Source organism: Shewanella sp. 125m-7, assembly GCF_052977045.1.
Genome location: NZ_JBRILQ010000020.1, coordinates 49821 through 69164, shown reverse-complemented (window position 1 = coordinate 69164; position 19344 = coordinate 49821). Strand labels below are relative to the sequence as shown.

The 19344-nt window shown below is 45.8% G+C and carries 14 protein-coding genes; 8 read left to right on the top strand and 6 right to left on the bottom strand.

Features of this window, described 5'->3' with window-relative positions; all coding sequences use genetic code 11:
* Nucleotides 1-66: 66 nt before the first annotated feature.
* Together ACVBIL_RS11150 and greB are read right to left on the bottom strand one after the other, a co-directional pair.
* The gene (locus tag ACVBIL_RS11150) at nt 67-2409 is read right to left on the bottom strand and encodes a Tex family protein (protein ID WP_447167055.1); all 2343 of its coding nucleotides are present in this window, start codon (nt 2407-2409) and stop codon (nt 67-69) included.
* Between the two features lie 460 nt (nt 2410-2869).
* Nucleotides 2870-3349, bottom strand: coding sequence for a transcription elongation factor GreB (gene greB, locus ACVBIL_RS11145; protein WP_447167054.1), 480 nt, complete (start codon nt 3347-3349; stop codon nt 2870-2872).
* A gap of 357 nt (nt 3350-3706) precedes the next feature.
* Between greB and ompR the strand changes: the two genes are divergently transcribed.
* The 3 genes from ompR to ACVBIL_RS11130 all read left to right on the top strand — a co-directional run bounded on the left by ompR (nt 3707) and on the right by ACVBIL_RS11130 (nt 7806).
* Nucleotides 3707-4432, top strand: a complete 726-nt coding sequence (ompR, locus tag ACVBIL_RS11140) for an osmolarity response regulator transcription factor OmpR (RefSeq protein WP_447167053.1) — start codon at nt 3707-3709, stop codon at nt 4430-4432.
* Between the two features lie 32 nt (nt 4433-4464).
* Nucleotides 4465-5787 (top strand): two-component system sensor histidine kinase EnvZ, encoded by a 1323-nt coding sequence (gene envZ / locus ACVBIL_RS11135; protein ID WP_447167052.1) that lies wholly within the window; start codon nt 4465-4467, stop codon nt 5785-5787.
* Nucleotides 5788-5865: 78 nt separating this feature from the next.
* Nucleotides 5866-7806 (top strand): methyl-accepting chemotaxis protein, encoded by a 1941-nt coding sequence (locus ACVBIL_RS11130; protein WP_447167051.1) that lies wholly within the window; start codon nt 5866-5868, stop codon nt 7804-7806.
* Between the two features lie 50 nt (nt 7807-7856).
* On the opposite strand, the gene ACVBIL_RS11125 is transcribed toward ACVBIL_RS11130, so the two are convergent.
* The gene (locus tag ACVBIL_RS11125) at nt 7857-8330 is read right to left on the bottom strand and encodes a redoxin family protein (protein ID WP_447167050.1); all 474 of its coding nucleotides are present in this window, start codon (nt 8328-8330) and stop codon (nt 7857-7859) included.
* Nucleotides 8331-8646: 316 nt separating this feature from the next.
* Between ACVBIL_RS11125 and ACVBIL_RS11120 the strand changes: the two genes are divergently transcribed.
* Nucleotides 8647-10065, top strand: coding sequence for a magnesium transporter (locus ACVBIL_RS11120; RefSeq protein ID WP_447167049.1), 1419 nt, complete (start codon nt 8647-8649; stop codon nt 10063-10065).
* Between the two features lie 85 nt (nt 10066-10150).
* On the opposite strand, the gene ACVBIL_RS11115 is transcribed toward ACVBIL_RS11120, so the two are convergent.
* On the bottom strand, nt 10151-10912 hold the full coding sequence (locus tag ACVBIL_RS11115) for a class I SAM-dependent methyltransferase (protein WP_447167048.1): 762 nt from the start codon (nt 10910-10912) through the stop codon (nt 10151-10153).
* A gap of 282 nt (nt 10913-11194) precedes the next feature.
* Between ACVBIL_RS11115 and ACVBIL_RS11110 the strand changes: the two genes are divergently transcribed.
* The 3 genes from ACVBIL_RS11110 (at nt 11195) to ACVBIL_RS11100 (ending at nt 15946) form a co-directional block, all read left to right on the top strand.
* Nucleotides 11195-13486 carry a multiheme c-type cytochrome gene (locus ACVBIL_RS11110; protein ID WP_447167047.1) on the top strand — a complete coding sequence of 764 codons (2292 nt, stop codon included), beginning with the start codon at nt 11195-11197 and terminating at the stop codon, nt 13484-13486.
* A 318-nt stretch (nt 13487-13804) separates the two neighbouring features.
* Nucleotides 13805-15046: a winged helix-turn-helix domain-containing protein gene (locus ACVBIL_RS11105; RefSeq protein WP_447167046.1), complete on the top strand. Its 1242-nt coding sequence runs from the start codon at nt 13805-13807 to the stop codon at nt 15044-15046.
* A 57-nt stretch (nt 15047-15103) separates the two neighbouring features.
* The gene (locus tag ACVBIL_RS11100; RefSeq protein WP_447167045.1) at nt 15104-15946 is read left to right on the top strand and encodes a 23S rRNA (adenine(2030)-N(6))-methyltransferase RlmJ; all 843 of its coding nucleotides are present in this window, start codon (nt 15104-15106) and stop codon (nt 15944-15946) included.
* Nucleotides 15947-16288: 342 nt separating this feature from the next.
* Here the strand turns inward: ACVBIL_RS11100 and ACVBIL_RS11095 are convergent, their stop codons facing one another.
* Together ACVBIL_RS11095 and ACVBIL_RS11090 are read right to left on the bottom strand one after the other, a co-directional pair.
* A complete protein-coding gene (locus ACVBIL_RS11095; RefSeq protein WP_447167044.1) occupies nt 16289-16546 on the bottom strand; it encodes a hypothetical protein in 258 nt (85 codons plus the stop codon).
* A gap of 394 nt (nt 16547-16940) precedes the next feature.
* Nucleotides 16941-17819: a LysR family transcriptional regulator gene (locus ACVBIL_RS11090; protein WP_447167043.1), complete on the bottom strand. Its 879-nt coding sequence runs from the start codon at nt 17817-17819 to the stop codon at nt 16941-16943.
* A gap of 107 nt (nt 17820-17926) precedes the next feature.
* Here ACVBIL_RS11090 and ACVBIL_RS11085 point away from each other — a divergent pair, with 107 nt between their 5' ends.
* The gene (locus ACVBIL_RS11085) at nt 17927-19309 is read left to right on the top strand and encodes an MATE family efflux transporter (protein ID WP_447167042.1); all 1383 of its coding nucleotides are present in this window, start codon (nt 17927-17929) and stop codon (nt 19307-19309) included.
* Nucleotides 19310-19344 lie beyond the last annotated feature (35 nt).

The window sequence follows — 19344 nt, the reverse complement described above, 5'->3', positions numbered from 1 at the left end:
ACCGACAAACTGTCGGTTTTTTTGTGGTGCATTTCTACTGTGAGCAGAGGTTATCTGCGATCGAGATTACTTCTTCAGTTTGGCGAAGGCATCGGCAAAAGCGTTACCCATGGCTGCATTAGCTTGCTGCTTAGGCTTTTGCGACTTTTGTTGCCCACGCTGCTGATTAGCAGCTTTATTTGGTACATTTTTGCTATGCGCCGGGCGTGGTGCACTCTTAGGTGCGTCGCCAGCCTTGTCATCAAGACGCATAGTTAAGCCGATACGTCGACGCTCTGCATCAACTTCCATCACCTTAACTTTAACGATATCACCGGCTTTAACTACTTTATGCGGGTCATCAATAAACTTGTCGGTCATCGACGAGATATGCACTAAACCATCTTGATGCACGCCCACATCAACAAAGGCGCCAAAGTTGGTCACGTTAGTCACCACACCTTCTAAGATCATATCCAGCTTAAGATCTTTAATCTCTTCCACACCGTCTTTGAAGGTTGCAGTCTTGAACTCACCACGAGGATCGCGCCCAGGTTTATCAAGTTCAGCGAGAATATCGGTGACCGTTGGCAGACCAAATTCGCTAGTGATAAAGTCTTGTGCCACTAGCGCTTTAAGCAATTCTGAATTCCCGATGAACTCTACAACAGACACACCTTTAGCGGCAGCCATTGATTCAACCAATGCGTAGGCCTCAGGGTGTACAGAAGAGCCATCAAGCGGGTTGTCGCCATCGTTAATACGCAAGAAACCAGCTGCCTGCTCGTAAGCTTTAGGGCCAAGGCGTGCCACTTTAAGTAACCCCTTACGGTTATTAAAGCGGCCTTGCTCGTCACGGTGAGTCACAATATTACGTGCCAAAGTTTTATTGAGTCCGGCAACTTGTGCAAGCAGGGCAGCCGATGCCATGTTCACATCAACACCCACACCGTTTACACAATCCTCAACAACGGCTTCTAGTGAACTAGATAGTTGGCTCTGACTAACATCATGTTGATACTGACCCACACCAATCGCTTTAGGCTCAATTTTAACCAATTCAGCCAAAGGATCTTGCAGACGACGGGCAATAGACACCGCGCCACGAATCGAAACGTCAATATCCGGAAACTCTTCCGAAGCGAGTTCTGATGCTGAGTAAACTGATGCGCCCGCTTCGCTGACCATAATTTTGGTCAAAGTAGGCAACTCAGCTTTTACTTGGCTAATGAGATCGGCCGCGAGCTTATCGGTTTCACGCGACGCTGTACCATTACCAACCGCAATCAACTCAACTTTGTGCATTTTCACTAAGTTGGCTAATGTTCTCACCGATTTATCCCACTGATTTTGCGGAGCATGCGGGAAAATAGTGGTATGCGCCATAAGCTTGCCAGTGTCGTTAACAATAGCGACTTTTACACCTGAGCGAAGACCAGGATCTAAACCTAAGGTCGCTTTTGCCCCCGCTGGGGCCGCCATAAGCAGATCGCCTAAATTGCGGGCAAAGACCTTAATCGCTTCTTGTTCTGCACTGTCACGCATACGGCCAAGAAACTCGGTTTCCATCTGTAGCGCAATCTTGACTTTCCAAGTCGCCGCAACCACGGTTTTTAACCATGCATCGACTGCTGAATCAGTAAGTCCTAGTTTGAAGTGCTCTATAATAATCACTTCACAATAGCTTGCTTGCTTAGGCTCGTGCTGCGGATCGGCATTGATATTTAGACTCAACATCCCTTCGTTACGGCCGCGTAGCATAGCGAGTGCACGGTGCGATGGTACATTGGTCAGCTTTTCAGCGTGCTCGAAATAATCTCTAAACTTAGCGCCTTCTTTCTCTTTACCTTTAACCATACGGCTTTCAAGTACGGCATTTTGCTCGACTTGAGTACGAATTTTTTGCAGCAGTTCAGCATCTTCGGCAAAACGCTCCATCAAGATAAAACGTGCACCATCAAGTACTGCTTTCTCATCGCTAAAACCTGCGTCAGCATTAATATAGTCCGCTGCAATGGCTTCACAATCAACTTGACGATTCGCGAGTAAGAAATCGGCTAAAGGCTCGATGCCCGCCTCAATAGCGATAAGGCCTTTAGTACGGCGCTTTGGCTTATAAGGTAGGTAGAGATCTTCTAGGCGAGTCTTACTATCGGCAGCAAGAATGGCTGCTTTCAGCTCAGGAGTTAGCTTACTCTGCGCTTCAATACTCGACAAAATCACGTTACGACGATCATTTAGATCGCGCAAATAGCCTAAGCGACTAAAAAGAGTACGTAGTTGAACGTCATCTAAGCCACCAGTGGCCTCTTTACGGTAACGGGCAATAAACGGCACGGTAGCGCCGTCATCGAGTAATGAAATGGTATCGATAACCTGTTGCTGACGAACATTGAGTTCCTCAGCGATGAGCTGTGCAATATTTTGCATAAATAGAGGTCGAGCCTAGTTAAAAAAGGATATTGAGCCAAAGATACCACAGCCCATGGATTTGGTTAATGCTAAAGGCGCTGAACTGAGCACAAATTTAGTTGGATTGGGTATGGCTAAGACAATTACGCTATTAACCATTAGAAACGGTGCAGCCCACGACATACCCAAACGACTTGAACATGCTCATTTCAGAGGCCTTGCGCGAGTTCAATTCTAGGCGTATTAGCGTAGGAATGGTAACTCCCTTTTAAGCTAGTGCAACAACGAAGTGGGCTTGCGCAAAGCCTTCTTCGATGGGTTTTAATGCACTTTCTGCTGCGTTATTGATCTTGCTAAGGGAACAACCATTAACTGCAATCAACGCCTTGCTTAAAGCGCATTAAATTCCCACTGAACCCTGCATCTTCAGGTGGCTTGGGTATAGAGGCTGCAAACAACGATAAAGCAGCAGGATAAGCTATTCGAAACCTTGATAAGAGATGCGGTTGATATACCAAACTTGTTCGCCTGTAGGGGTCTTAATCACGGCTTCATCATCAACCTCTTTTTTCAATAAGCCACGCGCCATAGGCGAGTCAATTGAGATGTAATCTTTACGGCCAAAAATCTCGTCATAACCCACGACCTTAAACTGCAGTTTGTTACCATCATCATTTTCGATTTCAACCCAAGCGCCAAAGAAGACTTTGCCCTCTTGTGCCGGAGAGTAATCAACAACTTGTACGTTTTCTATCGTCTTACGCAAATACCTAACCCTACGGTCAATTTCACGCAGTTTTCGTTTGTTGAAGGTATAGTCAGCATTTTCACTACGATCGCCTAAGCTAGCGGCCCAGCTAACAATTTTCGTGATTTCAGGACGATGCTCGCGCCAAAGGTAATTGAGTTCTTTTTGCAATTTCTCGAAACCTTCACGGGTGACGATAGCGGTTCTCATAGGGTCTACTTTTAAAAGGAATGAATCAAAATTGATGGACAAAAATCATAGCACAAATCCTATGAAACTGAGCAATAGCGATTGATAGAGAAGCGAATTGTTAAAATTCAGCAGCCAAAGGTAATTGCTTATCAATTTGCTTACAATTTCAAATTGATGTCGCTCAAGCCACATTTTCATTGATATTCAAAAGCTTAATTAAATCCAATATTGATTTACTGAGCAACATGAGCCTATTCGTTAAAATGCCTGCTAGTCATTAACATATTAAAACAGCTATATTAGGATGAATCGCATTCAATATCAGCCATTTGCCTATCTACAACAGCTGGCAGCCGAGCAAAAAGGACCTTAAGCATGGGACAAGAAACCTCAAAGATTCTCGTCGTCGACGATGATATGAGACTACGCGCTTTATTAGAACGTTACTTGATGGAGCAAGGTTATCAGGTACGTAGCGCTGCCAATGCCGAGCAGATGGACCGCTTATTAGAACGCGAAAACTTCCATCTACTGGTGCTAGATCTTATGCTTCCCGGTGAAGATGGGCTGTCTATTTGTCGTCGATTACGCCAGATGGGTAACCCCATTCCTATTGTCATGCTCACAGCCAAAGGCGATGAAGTCGATAGAATTATTGGCTTAGAACTGGGTGCCGATGATTACCTACCCAAGCCGTTTAACCCTAGAGAGCTATTAGCACGGATAAAAGCGGTTATGCGCCGTCAAGCACCAGAGGTACCAGGCGCACCGACTCTACAAGAAGAAGAGATCACCTTTGGAGAATACTCTTTAAATCTTGCCACTCGAGAAATGTATCATGGTGAAGAGAGTATCGCCCTAACCAGTGGCGAGTTTGCAGTGCTGAAAGTACTCGTCAGTCACCCACGTGAACCACTGTCGCGCGACAAGTTAATGAACCTTGCTCGCGGCCGCGATTACTCCGCGCTCGAACGCTCGATTGACGTCCAAGTTTCACGCCTACGCCGCTTAATAGAAAAAGATGCGGCAAACCCTCGCTATATTCAAACCGTATGGGGCTTAGGTTATGTATTTGTCCCCGATGGCCAATCACGAAAATAGCTAGGCGACGATAAAAAAGTGACGATTTCTAAGTGCCCTTAAACAGACGATGGTGGCAACGCATATTGCCACGCAGCTCCTTCAGCCAAACAGTGATGTTAATTGGCTGTTTGCTGCTAACCAACCAGCTGGTGTCATACATCTCTGTTGCGGTTTACTTTATTAAACCCAGCTACCAACAGATAAACCAACTTATCGCGAGACAGGTAAAACTCTTGTTTGTTGACGGTGTCGATATCGGCCGTGAACACCTCACCATGGTCGACGCGCTCAATGCTAAAGTGCGCGATGACACCATGCACTTTTATAACCAAAAACAAGCTCGCCTAGCTGGTGTTGACCGCGCGACTTACTACAGCTTTTTGTCTTCACAAATGTCTGAATACCTCGGTGGCAAAGCTGAAGTCCGTATCGCTCAAGGTGAAGAGTTCGAAATTTGGATCCGCCCTCCCCAAGCGCCTTCTATCTGGATTAGGGTGCCATTGACCGGACTGAACGAGAAAAACCTTTCACCACTCACTTTATATCTAATGGTCATTGGCGCCTTAAGTGTGGCTGGCGGATGGTGGTTTGCCCGTCAACAAAATCGCCCACTAAGACGATTACAGAAAGCTGCAATTGCCGTATCTAGAGGTGATTACCCCAACCCGTTGCCATTAAGTGGTTCAACAGAAATCGTTGAGGTAACCAACACCTTTAACCAGATGTCTCACAGCATGAAGCAACTAGAACAAGACCGCGCCCTGCTAATGGCGGGTATTTCTCATGATCTTCGCACTCCCCTCACTCGCATTCGGCTGGCATCAGAAATGATGGTCGAAGAAGATCAATATCTGAAAGATGGCATAGTCAGTGATATTGAAGATATGGATGCCATTATCAATCAGTTCATCTCTTATATTCGTCAAGATCAAGAAGGCACCCGCGAACTTGAGCAGATCAACGATTTAATTCAGGACGTGATCCAGGCTGAATCTAACCGAGAAGGCAAGATTGATTCAGAGCTCGCTGAATGCCCAAGCGTGCCGATGCAAGGCATCGCCGTTAAACGAATATTGAGTAACCTAGTCGAAAATGCCTACCGCTACGGTAATGGATGGGTCAAAATCACCTCACATTTTAACGGTAAATACATCGGCTTTAGCGTCGAAGATAATGGCCCTGGCATCGATGAAGAACAGATCCCAAAACTGTTCCAACCTTTCACTCAAGGCGATACAGCTCGCGGTAGTGTTGGTTCAGGATTAGGCTTAGCGATTATCAAACGTATCGTAGATAGGCATCAGGGCAAGGTGATCCTCACCAATCGTAGCGAGGGCGGATTACACGCCCAAGTTTGGCTACCGATTGAATAGTTTCTAACTGATTTGCTGTAATTAAATTGTAACGAAAAAGCCATACTCTAGCGCCATCTCAAGTATTTGGCGTGAAAAATGAAGATCTCAACCCTCTCCCTTGCAGCTTCTATCGCACTATTGATCATCGCAGCATTATTAGCCTCTGTGGTATTTTGGAGTAACGATAAACGTCAGTTTATCGAGCAGCAAACCTTAAAAGTTCAGCAGATCCAGCAAGGGTTTTTAGTCGATATCAGGCGAGAAGTCGATATGTACCTTGCCAGTGGTGATAGTCGTAAGCTTAAAAATGCCAAGGGCGAACTCGAACAGATGCAAATGCAGGTTGCTTCGCTACATGACCTCAAAACCATGCTATTACAGCAAATTGTCGCCAACTTCATTCAGGCCTTAGATAGCGACTATCGCGCAGCAGGCAAGCTTGCAGGTAATCCAAGACAGCTGCTGGCCCATGCCGAATCAGAGATGTTAGCTTATAACAGTCGCTTGACTGACTACGCAATTATTGGCTTAAACGAACACCCAGCGCTTGCCGACGAATACCTAAACTTAACGCGAAAACTCCCACCTCTGGTCTATAACCTTTCGCAGATCAGTGATGGTTACCTTATCGACAAAGAGAGCCGATTAAAGCCTATCCTTGAAAGCCTTATTGATGAGTTAACTCAGTGGCACTCGCAGCTCGACTCCCTCGCATTAATTGGGATCTACCAAGCACAGCAAGTAGATGAATTTGCCCTTGGTGATGATGAAGCTGAAACTATCGAAATTGGCGAAGGTCCCAGAGCTGAATTACTGAGCCTTACAAGTCGTTATAGTAAAGAGATTAATAATACCCACAGTCTACTAAGTGAAAATCAGCAGTCACAACAATTATTAAGCCAAGATATTAATGCCATAGAGCAACAGTTACTCGCACTAAGTGTTGAGCAACAAGCGCAAAATCAAAAGCTCAAACAGGAGCTGATGCTTGCCATCTATACCATGGTGACAATCCTGATCCTTTTTGCTGCTTGCTACCTGATTTTATTACAGCGACGAGTAGTCAGCCCCCTAAAACACCTTAGCAGGGCATTCCATAGGCTTACCGAATCCAATAGTCGTGAACGCATCGCAATCCATAGACGTTGTGAAACAGGGCTGATCGCCAGTTATTTTAATCAGTTACTGAGTCGCTTTGAAAAAGAAGACGAGCAGCAACGTAAGCAGATGACTCAAGTCTCTAACTCATTATCTCAGCTAGTTAATCGTATTAGCCATATCTCTGCCAACACCGAACAGACCCAGCAAGTCGTGCTTACTGCTCAGCAACAAACGGAGCAAATTCGTACCTTAGCTAGAGATGTTAGCGATACGTCAGAGAGAGTCGAACAAAGTGCACTGCAAACCCAACTACAGATGCAGCAAAGCCAACAAGAGGCTCAAGCTGTTTTGGATGCAACTGATGAAACACAGACTGCAGTCAAACATTGTCATCACGCATTAATGGGCTTATCAACCTCGGTCACCGATGTGTCACTGATCATCGATGTCATCGGCAATATCGCAGAGCAAACTAATTTGTTAGCTCTTAATGCCGCCATAGAAGCTGCCAGAGCCGGCGAACAAGGTAGAGGCTTTGCCGTTGTAGCAGAAGAGGTACGTAATTTATCTCAGCGCACGCAAGTATCATTAAAAGAGATCGTGGATATACTTAGCCAGCTCACTCAAGCCAACTGCGAGTTAGACGCAAGAGTCAAAGGTATTGAAGATGCCAGCGAGAGCCAAAGAGCTCGTGCTCAAAGCCTATGGCAAGTGGCACAAAGCGTGCAAAAACAAGCAAGTGAGATGGCGATGACAGCTAAGCAAGGCGCTCAACATAGTCATCAACAGGTATGTTATTTAAATGATTTTACCACCGCTATGATTAGCCTAAGAAACCACGCAAAAGCAGCATCGGAGCAATCAGACATGATAGCCAAAGAAGTACAGCAGAGCGTAGAAAATATCGAAGTCAGCTTAGGGATTAAAGCGGCTTAACATGATAAGGGAGACTTAGGCTCCCTTATCTAGCAAGTATAAAGTTGCTATTATAGCGCTGCTAAAATCGCTTCAGCCGTACTGACCTCAAACGACTTTGGTGCTTCAACATTTAGCGTCGTTACCACGCCATTATCAACCACCATGGCGTAACGTTGTGAACGCACGCCACCAAAACCTGCGGTGTCCATCTCTAACCCTAGAGCCTTAGCAAAGCTGGCATCACCATCGGCCAGCATCATTAACTCTGAGGCATTTTGGGCTTCGCCCCACGCCTTCATTACAAAGGCATCATTAACCGATACACAAGCGATTAAATCAACACCCTTGGCCTGTAATTGGTCGGCTAATACCACAAAACCGGGTAAGTGAGCTTCAGAGCACGTGGGTGTAAATGCACCAGGCACAGCAAATAACACTACCTTTTTATTGGCAAATAATGTCGCCACATCATGGTTAACCATGCCATCTTTGGTTAACTGCGCCAGTGTACCTGCGGGTAGAGATTGTCCTTGTTCGATCATGGTTGTTTCCTTTAATATTTATAATAAAAGACATGCTATGCCAATTTTGGCTGAACAAATACCGATAATAAGTAGGGTTTATCTTCTCAATAACAACCCCCCCAAACAGCATATATGTATTGTTAGCGCTTCCTGCCAAATCGGAACTATCAACCTCTACCACATCAAAGCTGCAAAATGTTATTATTACCGCGACTAACGCACAATACTGACTCTCAAGCTAGTGGCGAGTCAGCCGTTTTTCAATTTGCTTTTCAAATTCCTTTATCAAATTAGTTTTTGCACTTTTTATAGCCTCACTTAAGGTCAGTTAACCATGCCATTGCCAAAAGATGAACTCCCTATCGGTAACAGCCAACAATCAAGCGATTCAGAATATGAAACGCCTGAGTTAGCTATGGTTGAAGTGAGTCAATCGGTTGAGCAATTAACTAATGCTGAGGGCGAGCAGCAGGCCGAACTATTCCATGACATGCTAGAAGAAGCCGAGCCCGGTACTGTGGCTTTGTTGCTAGAATCATTACCGCTAGATGAGCGTTACGAGCGTTGGTTGCAAGTTGAAACGAGCGAGCGTATTGCTGTACTAGATCTCATGCGTGCCGACCCGCGTAATGGCATTTTGGATGAGATGCCTGAAGCCGAGTTAGACTTGCTGTTCTCACAGATCTCACCTGAAGATTTGATTGAATGGAGTGATACGCTATCTGACGCCATGACCGAGCGCGCCCTATCACAAATGGGTGAGCGCCAACGTCAGCACTATGATCGCTATGACCAATACTCTGAAAATGAAATTGGCCGTTACGCAGAACATCAATTTTTAGCGCTCAATCTGACCTCAACCGTGTCACAAGCGCAGCGTTTCTTCCGCCGTATCAAGCTTGACTGTAACGATCATGTATTTCTGCTCGATGATGATGACAAATATATTGGCAGCGTACGCCGCCACGATGTGTTTCGCGCAGCGCCTGAAACCACTTTAGAAAGTTTATTGTGGGAAGACAGTCGCTCCATTCTTGCCGATGCCAGCTTGATTGAAGCGGCTGAGGCGATTGAGCACAGTAACGAACTAGAAATTGCTATTGTCGACGCCAGCGGCATTATGATTGGCCGCATGACACTGCGCACCGCTACTGCATTAGTGCGTGAGCATTACGAAGCACAATTAATGGCAACCGCAGGTATGGACGAAGACGACGATCTATTCGCCCCTATCACAGTCGGTGCCCGACGCCGTGCAGTCTGGCTAGGCATTAACTTGTTAACCGCACTTTTAGCCTCGGCCACCATCGGCTTATTTGAAGATGTGCTTGAAAAAGTGGTTGCCTTAGCAGTACTGATGCCGATTGTGGCGTCGATGGGCGGGATTGCGGGTAGTCAGTCGCTCACCTTGATGATCCGCGGTATGGCCATGGGCCAGGTATCTTCGGGTAACGTCATGTCGCTGCTAAAAAATGAGCTCGGTATTGGTATCTTAAATGGTGTGCTGTGGTCGACAGTGATTGGTCTAATTGCCGGCTATTGGTTTCACGACCCCATTATAGGCACTGTGATTAGCGCAGCGATTTTAATTAATATGGCGGTAGCAGCCATCGCAGGGGTAATGGTGCCGATGATCTTGCAAAAATTGAATCAAGATGCCGCGCTATCGGGCTCGGTTATCTTAACCACTGTCACCGATGTGGTGGGCTTCTTCTGCTTCTTAGGCCTAGCCTCTGTTTTGTATCTGTATTAATGCCCGCTCAGGATAGGCGGAAAACAAAAAGCCTAGCAAAAATAGCTAGGCTTTTTTGTTAATAGCGTTCAAGTTATTAGCCCAATTAAGCCGTCATTGCCGCTTTCACATAAACATCGAAGCGATTTTTCTTAGTGGCAATCACCATACTCGGTTTTACACCATCTAAGTCATCAGCATAATCGGGGCGCTTAACCACAACGCGCTTAGTGGCGAGTGCCATTGCTGGAGCAAGTAAGCCGTCAGCATCGAGATCGGCACCTACTAATGACTGAAACACGCGCATCTCTTTCTTTACCAGTGCTGATTTTTCACGGTGTGGATACATAGGATCGAGATAAACCACATCCACTTCAGTATTCGACGCTTTAGCCGCATCAGCTAATGAGTCAATGCTCGAACCATGAAACAAGCTCATACGCTCACGCATCCAGTTACCGATTTCGGCGTCTTCATAGGCGCGGCGCAGGCCATCTTCTAATAACGCAGCCACAATAGGGTGACGCTCAACCATTAACACCTTGCAACCTAAACTTGCCAGTACAAAGGCGTCACGCCCAAGCCCTGCAGTACCATCAACCACCGTCGGCATTACGCCCTGTTTTAGGCCCACCGCTTTAGCGATTGACTGGCCACGACCACCACCAAATTTACGACGATGAGCAACAGCACCTGAAACAAAATCGACAGAGATCCCTTTCAGCTTTGGCTCATCACGCTTTATTAGTGTCAGAATATTATCTTCAAAGACCAACTCAAACTCTGCATCTGGATCGTAAACCAGTCCCCAGCGCTCGCAGGCCGATTCGATTGTTGGGTAATGTCGATTAAAGAAAATGCTGGTCACAATTAGGCTCTATGTTTGAGTGTTAACCTGCAGATAATACCACTCCTCGTAAAGAAACCATATCAACCACATCAGCCTCTATCATCAATTTCAGGCTTATTTTGCGAAGTTTACCCCCTCAAAAAGCCTCAAAACAACTCAAAGCAACTGAAATCGGCCTAAAAAACTTCAATATAACTATAAGTAGGTAGGTGCTCACATCCTAGTCAATCTGCATAAGGCACACTTTTTCGGTCGTTGATAAATCAAACGGCTAAAAAAGAATTAAAGAGAGATTAAGTGATGATGAACGTAAACAAATTTAAAACAAGATTGTGCTACGCCACACTTGTTGCAGCCTGCTCAATGAGCATGGTTGCTTGTTCGGGTGATGACGGTAAAGACGGTGAAGATGGCAAGCCAGGTGGTAACCTAACCACACAGGCTGAAGTGCTTACAATTACAATCGATAACACGACGATTACCGATAACACGCTCACGATTGATTTTAGCGCTGAGAACGAATTAGCGATCCCAGTGGTAAAGATTGCCGCAATTAAGCTAAATGCAGCCCAGTTAATGCCCCAAGCTGAAGGCGAGCGTTCACAGTGGCAAAAGCTAGCCGGTGAAACATGTTCACCCGCTAAAGGGTGTGCCGGCACGTTAACGGACAACATGGACGGCAGCTACAGCTACAGCATGAATTCATCTCTTGTTGCTGGCGATATCAGTCACAACAGCGAATACACCCAGCGCGTGCTATTTAGCGTTTTAGAAACTGACAATCTACCAGCCACTGAAGTTATCTCTGACTTTAATCTTGATGGTAGCGAAATCACCAACAATCGCAGCATCATCGACGGCAGCTCTTGCCTAAGCTGTCACGATGATATCGCCTCGATTAAACATGGTGGCGCCAACATTGAAAACTGTGCCAGCTGCCACACCAATAACAACATGGGTAATCCTGCTATGGTTTGGCCGGTGTTAGCCCATACAGCGCATATTGGTATTACGCCGCAAGCGCTAGGCAACTGTACCACTTGTCACGCTAAAGAAGTGAGCGACACAGAGCTGCAAGCCACTAACTGGAACCAAGTGCCAGCACGTGAGACTTGTTCAAGCTGTCACGATATGACCACTAATCCAGTGTATGACCACAGCACTCAACCTGATAACGGTAACTGCCTAACCTGTCACTCACCAGAGAATACTTACGATGTTCATATGAGTAAGTCAGAGAAAGCAGTAGAGGAAGATCAGCGCAATATCGTCAACATCAGCCTTGAAGACGCTAAGCTCGTAGAAAAAAACGGTGAGCACTTTGCTGAAATCAGCTTTGCCATGCTTGATAGACAAGGGCAACGTATTGCTGTTGCAAACAATAACCCTGCTGATGCCGATTGGATTAAAAACCTGCAGCTTTACGTAAACTGGGGTACGTCTGTCGACTTCACCACCAGCCGTGGCTACAGCATCTTTGTTAAGAGTAATAAGAAAGATATTACGCAAGATGGTAGCGGTGACACTCCAGCCGGTGAGCGTGAACGTACACAGTTACACAAGTCTGAAGGCAATGTGTTTACCTACTTAATGGGCCCTGTTGTAACTCAAGATGCCATTTCAGGCGACTTAATTGACGATGCAGGCTTTATCACTAACCGCTTTATTTACTGTTTTGACGATGCACAAAATCTAGTGAGCTGTGATCAATCAGGCCACACTAAAAATGCCGAAGCAAACAAGCGCTGGTTCTTTAATAAAGATGGGCTAACCGACGCACCTGAAGCTAAGAGACCAGTGATTGTCAGTAACAGAACTTGTGGCTCGTGCCATGGTTATGATGAATTTAACGACAACTCAGAGCTAGCTTGTCGTAGCTGCCATAGTCGTAAGACTGAGATCAACAAAGAGCTAGCAGATACCACCTGTTTTTCTGGCCATGATCACGACGAACTTGGCGAGCATGTACGTCCATTTGAAGAGCGCGCTATGATGCCAGGCGGTAAGCCGGGCTTCCTAAGCTCAACAGCCGACATTGTTGATCCATGCTTAGCTTGTCATAACCCGAACACACCACCAACTCAGGCTATTCGAGAGATGCACACGAAGAAAGGTGATTGGGATTATGTTGAACAGCTAACCGTAAGCCATCCTGACCACAAAGTATGGATGCACTCACTACACACCAATCAACGTGCGACCCAAGATCGTGAAAACGGCGTACGTAATATCGAGTTTCCAGCCGATAAAGCCAACTGCTACCGTTGTCACGAAGGTGACACCTTTGGTGTTGAACGCCTAACGGCAGTCGGTCGCCCACTGGCACTGGATCTAGATTACAACCCAGATTCAAGGGCACACCCTGCGATTGATATCACTGTTGATGCGTATACTTCACCAGTTTCTGCAACGTGTTATGCCTGCCATGCTAAGCAAGAAAATGCCAACGGTAAGATGGTTATCAATAAGGCTGTGCGTGCACACATGGAGCAAAACGGGGGTCGATTCGGCGTTGCTGCAAACGAGCTGCAAGTTGAAGCGTGCGCAGTTTGTCACTCGTTAGACAACCTTAAACAGGTGCATAACTTGTAATCTTTGAAAGTTTTAAATTGATGTCCCAACCTGGTTTCCCTGCAAGTTGATCAGACAAAGAGGTCAAGCAGCCTAACACTTTGCGTTAGGCTGCAACTTTTATAGCAAGCGACTAAAACTCGGTGCTTTAATCCCTTTAAAATATTGAGTCCTCATTTAACATTTCTATGCATAAACTGATTTTATCGCAGCTAAAAACTTGTTGCGCTAGCTGGCAACCTTTACGTAAAGGCGGAAGTGGGTCAAAGTTTAGCTGCAAAAATTTCCTCCACTAAAAGCCTAAGAATATACTGAATTAGATATTTGTTTTATTTGAGAATGCCCGTGCAACTAACGCCAACGCTAAGCTTAAACGTGGTTCAGCAACACCTAGTTGATGCTGAAGACTCTTCACGTATCGAACTCAGCTTTGCCGAGACCGCAGTGTTACAACTGATGCTTAAACATCAGGGCACATTGATTACTCGCGAAGCCTTATTAGAAGCGGGCTGGCATGACAGAGTTGTCTCCGCATCATCACTGCAACAGTGCATTAGTGTGCTCAGAAAGAAGCTGGCTAACTACCCAGAAGTCGAACTTAAAACGATTCCAAGACACGGTTATGTATTACATCTAGCGAGTCAAAGCAAAAACAACTATTGCTTTAAAAAACCAAAAGCGGCATTGCTGTTTGCAATCGCAGTTATCGCATCACTGATCTTGCTCAGCTACGCTTATATCAGCCATAATCAAGCGCCTTATAACGAAAACCTAGTAAACAGTAAGCTAAGTAATATTGCCGGTAACATTCGTGTCTTTGCCGCTGCTGAACAGTCAAAACTGTCAGCCGATGCCACCAATAAACGCCTAAAAAACCAAATAAATGATGAGCCAAACTGGCAAGCACCGTTTAGTAGCTTTACCAGCTTTGCGCTACTTAGCAACAAGATGGACAGCTTTGCCATTTGTCCTGACTACCAACAAAACCAATGTAGTGGTAAGCAACTGATCAACATCAGTAGCGAAACCGAACACGGCAGCCAATTAGAGTTATCAGACTTTCTAACCACTAAAATCAGGATGGAGCAGAAGACCTATAACAAGTTGGATCTGCCTGAACTTAAAAAGCATCAAGGGGACTTAAAAGAACAGATCTATCATGGCGATCTGTACTTCTCCATCAATGACAATCGTCTAGTGCGTAGCGACATTCGTATTTCATTAGTCAACCTCGCACCTGATAACGGCATATTTTATTTCGCCGCCTGTATTACCGACGAAGACTGCTACACCACGCCTATCCGTTACGAGATCCGCGGTCACTTCAAGCGTACGACAGAAAAATGGCAACAGCGTAAAGTTGAACGCTTCGATATTGAGGTCAGTAAAACCACACTGTCTTCACCCAATGCGTTGTCCGACACCGCACAACTCATCTATCTCGCCCTAAGAAAGCAGCATCTAACACAAGAGAGTTTACGCTTTTACCGCGTCTATCAAGACGATGCCACCGCCGTATGGCAACTGCCGCTAGTCAACAACAATATCATGTGGATGCAGCGGCAAACTCTCAAATTATGATACTAGGCTGGAGTTGTTGTATAATCAACGCTCTCTCCATCTTTGGTTTTAAACTCAATGTTAAGTTATCGTCACGGCTATCACGCAGGCAATTATGCCGATGTTCTCAAACACGCTATTTTGCTGCAAGTGCTTAAACTTATGCACAAAAAAGATAAGCCAATGGCTTATATCGACACCCATGCAGGTGCTGGCGGCTACGCGTTAACCGATGAGTTTTCAAAGAAAACCGGCGAGTACTTAGATGGCGTCGCCAGACTCTGGAACAGAACAGACTTGCCAGAGTCATTAGTGCAGTACATTACCGATGTAAAACACTTCAACCAAGGTAAAGAGGATCTAGAGTTTTACCCCGGTTCTCCGGCTTTTGTAGATATGAACATGCGCGAAAAAGATCGCATGGTATTGCACGAGCTTCATGGTACTGACTTCCTCACTTTAGAAGAACAGTTTGCTGGTGACCGCCATGTGCGTGTTATCAAGGGTGATGGCCTTAAAGGCCTTATCGCAGCAGTACCACCACTTGAACGTCGTGGCGTAATTTTGATTGATCCGAGTTACGAAATTAAAACTGATTATCAAGATGTCGCTAAAGCGATTATTAAAGCGCATAAGCGTTTTTCTACTGGCGTATTTATGTTGTGGTATCCGGTTGTTGACCGTGATCAAACCGAAGGTATGCTGAAACTATTAGCCGAGAGCGGCATTAAAAATCAACTGCGTATTGAGCAAGCGATTAAGCCTGATAGCAATGAATTTGGCATGACAGCAGCAGGCCTATGGGTTATCAATCCCCCGTGGCAGCTAGATACTATCGCCAAAGAGATGCTCGATTATTTAGAGCGCCGTATTGGCCATAACGGTGGCAAGACAACTGTTAAGCAAGAAGTGCCGGAATAAAGAAAGAGCTTAAAAGATAGATCCTAGGTCCGAGGTTCTAGGCCCTAGGAAAAGCTAAGACGAGAACGGGCTTCGCCCTGCGAGACGTGACTGCGTCACTTCGAGAGCGCGACGTTGTCGCTTCTAGGAAAGGCTAAGATTTAAAAGAGACAATCAAAATATTACTGGCGCGATGCGTCAGCTTTAGCCTTTGCTTTTAAGCTTTTCCTAGCAGCCAACTTGTTGGCGTCCTAGTCGGTGCGTAGCACCGTCCTAGCAGTGAGCCTGCGAACGCCCTAGTACCTATCGAACAGCGAGCCTGCGAACGTCCTAGAACCTAGGTCCTATCTCCTAACCTGATGCTTATAAACACTCTTGATCATCATTCAGCTGACGGCTAAATACTCCCAGAATTGCATTTAAGATACCGACTTCGACATCTTTATTATTTTGAGTTGATGCAGTCGAACTCCCGCCAATTGATTCTCGCTGCTCTCTTTGCTGTTCGTTACTGTGAGCGCCGCTAACAAAATCACAGCCCGCATTTGCAATAGTGTTTGATGAACACCCTACTAGCGTTAAGCCCTGAAAAATCAACAGTACAACCAAAATCCGTTTCATATTATTCCTTTATCATGAGTCGATTATTAAACATTAACACTTTGCCGCTGCTAGATCTTAGGTTCTCTCTAGGTCCTCTAGGAAAAGCGAGGACGTGACTGCGTCACTTCGAGAAAGAGCTTATAAAGATAGGTCCTAGGTCCGAGGTTCTAGGCCCTAGGAAAATCCAAGATTTAAAAGAAGCAAGCAACAGATTCAGGCTCCATGAATCGGCTCTAGTCTTTGCTTTTAGCTTTCCTAGCAGCCAACTTGTTGGCGCCCTAGTAGGTGCGCAGCACCGTCCTCGCAGTGAGTGTGCGAACGTCCTAGAACCTAGGTCCTAGCAGCGAGCTTGCGAGCGCCCTATCTTTCAAGCAGTGAGCCTGCGAACGTCCTAGAACCTAGGTCCTAGAGTTTATTGCAATACCGAGTGCAGCTCCTCAAATAACCAATGCATCACTGGGCCTATCTGCTTATCTCGGCGGTTGACTACGCCCATCTCTACCAATAACGGATCTGTAATATATTCACTCGATAGCGCTGTTAAATCTTCAATATACCAATCTGATTTTGCTACATGGTCTGGCACTAACGCCCAGCCCACACCTTGCAGCACTAAAGCGATGATGTAGTAATAACTGTCTATATACCAATAATTGCCTGATAACGGCTTGGTTTGAGACTGGCCTGTAATGTCACAAATCGCCAGCTGTCTGTATAATATTAACTGCTCAAGGGTCGGTGCTGGAATAGAAGCCAGAGGATGGGTTGGCGCGACCACTAAACTGTGTTTGAACTGGCCTATCGACATAAAATCTAGTGAGTCAGGCAACATAGTCGAGGTGTGGAACATGATACCGATATCGGCACGCCCCGCATCAACCCATAGAGCGATATCTTCCTGAGAGCCATTGATGATAGTGAGTTTAAGTAGCGGGAATTGCGTCGAGATCCGTTGAAACAGGGCTTCAAATGCATTGACAGGCACCGCTTCATCCATTGCAAATGTTAGTACCACTTCTTCACCAGATGTCACCGTCATAGCCCGCGCATTGAGTCGCTGACACTGCGCGAGTACCGACTGCGCCTCAATGAACATCTCCTCACCTAAAGGTGTCAATACCGGTAATTTGGCACTGCGATCAAATAGCTCAAACCCTAAGCCAGCCTCTAAGTTACTGATGGCTGTGCTAATTCGAGACTGCGCCTTACCCATCTTTCTGGCGGCTGCCGAAAATGAACCTAACTTTACCGAATTAACAAATGCATTAAGCTCATCTAACGTCCAATTCATCGCTTCACCTATTAGCCAACCTATATCTAAAACAGATAGTAACCAACTTTCTTCAATCTCAATAACAGAGTAATGTGCCGGTCACTATTCATCAACCTTTACTGTAAATGTTAGCTCTAAGCCCCGTAAATACTCATGACAGCTCAATTAGCCGAACCTTTTGGCGTTATACCCTACCTGCAATTGCAGCCATGTTGGTTAACGGCCTATATCAAATTGTCGATGGCATCTTTATCGGCCATTACATAGGTTATGAAGGCTTAGCAGCGATTAACATGGCTTGGCCAGTGATCTACTTTATGGTGGGTTTTGGCATCATGGTCGGCATGGGTAGCGGTAGCTTACTTTCAATTCAACGCGGTAAAGGTGACACTCGCGCAGCGCCGACGATTTTGATCACCAGCTTATTGTTGATGCTAGCTCTTGCGCTGATCTCGACCAGCATTTTGTCGCAGTTCAGTACCTACTTTCTTGAGGCTCAAGGCGGCGCGGGGGCCACTCTGGGGATGGCGCAAGATTATATCGGGGTGTTCATATGGGGAGCTGCGGCGACAATCATTGCCTCGGCAATACCGCTACTTATCCGCAATGATGAAAGCCCTAACATAGCCACAGCCCTAATGGTGCTCGGTGCGCTCATCAATATTGGCTTGGATTACCTTCTTATAGGTGTATTCAACTTTGGGCTGCTTGGCGCTGCCATTGCGACTATTACTGCCCAGTCCGTAGTTTGTGTCTTAGGACTTGCCTATTTTTGTTCGCGCAGCAGTAATATACATTGGCCTAAAAAGTGTGTTTGGTTTAAGGCTGCATTTGCCAAGCAAATCGTATTACTCGGCTCATCCAGCCTGTTCATGTATCTGTATACGAGTTTTGTGTTTGCACTACATAACCGGCTATTTATGGAGTTTGGCACGCCATTAACCGTGGGCGCCTTTGCCATTGTGGGTTATCTCATGGTGCTCTATTACTTAGTTGCCGAAGGTATTGCCGAAGGCTTACAACCACCTGTGAGTTATTACTATGGCGCAGAGCAGCACGAGAATATTACTAAGATGCTCAAGCTCTCAATCAAGGTCACCCTCATTGCAGGCGTTAGCTGGATAGCCTTGTTAAATATCATCCCACAAACCATGGTTGGGCTCTTTAATAATAATGATGCAGAGCTGATTGCAACCGCGGTTGATGGCATACGAATGCATCTGTTTGCCATGCCTCTCGACGGTTTTATCGCCCTGTCTTCAGTATATTTTATGGCAACTAATCAAGGGGTAAAAGCCCTAGTTATTGCATGCGGAAACATGCTTATCCAACTGCCATTTTTATATATTTTGCCAAAATTCATGGGCGTTGATGGCGTGTGGATGGCTATGCCAATCTCTAATGTCGTACTGTGTTTTATCGTGGTGCCTATGGTTTGGCTAGACGTTAAAGCACGCTCGCGAACAGTGGGATTAACGGTAAACAATCCCATTTTAGCGGCAGCCTAATATCAATCGGTTTAAGATCGAGTCAAAAGCGCTAG

Coding starts and splice junctions, on each gene's coding strand:
- ACVBIL_RS11130 (WP_447167051.1), top strand. CDS start 5,866: ATGAAGATCTCAACCCTCTCCCTTGCAGCTTCTATCGCACTATTGATC.
- ACVBIL_RS11120 (WP_447167049.1), top strand. CDS start 8,647: ATGCCATTGCCAAAAGATGAACTCCCTATCGGTAACAGCCAACAATCA.
- ACVBIL_RS11085 (WP_447167042.1), top strand. CDS start 17,927: ATGTTAGCTCTAAGCCCCGTAAATACTCATGACAGCTCAATTAGCCGA.
- ompR (WP_447167053.1), top strand. CDS start 3,707: ATGGGACAAGAAACCTCAAAGATTCTCGTCGTCGACGATGATATGAGA.
- ACVBIL_RS11095 (WP_447167044.1), bottom strand. CDS start 16,546: ATGAAACGGATTTTGGTTGTACTGTTGATTTTTCAGGGCTTAACGCTA.
- greB (WP_447167054.1), bottom strand. CDS start 3,349: ATGAGAACCGCTATCGTCACCCGTGAAGGTTTCGAGAAATTGCAAAAA.
- ACVBIL_RS11150 (WP_447167055.1), bottom strand. CDS start 2,409: ATGCAAAATATTGCACAGCTCATCGCTGAGGAACTCAATGTTCGTCAG.
- ACVBIL_RS11125 (WP_447167050.1), bottom strand. CDS start 8,330: ATGATCGAACAAGGACAATCTCTACCCGCAGGTACACTGGCGCAGTTA.
- ACVBIL_RS11090 (WP_447167043.1), bottom strand. CDS start 17,819: ATGAATTGGACGTTAGATGAGCTTAATGCATTTGTTAATTCGGTAAAG.
- ACVBIL_RS11105 (WP_447167046.1), top strand. CDS start 13,805: ATGCCCGTGCAACTAACGCCAACGCTAAGCTTAAACGTGGTTCAGCAA.
- ACVBIL_RS11110 (WP_447167047.1), top strand. CDS start 11,195: ATGATGAACGTAAACAAATTTAAAACAAGATTGTGCTACGCCACACTT.
- ACVBIL_RS11100 (WP_447167045.1), top strand. CDS start 15,104: ATGTTAAGTTATCGTCACGGCTATCACGCAGGCAATTATGCCGATGTT.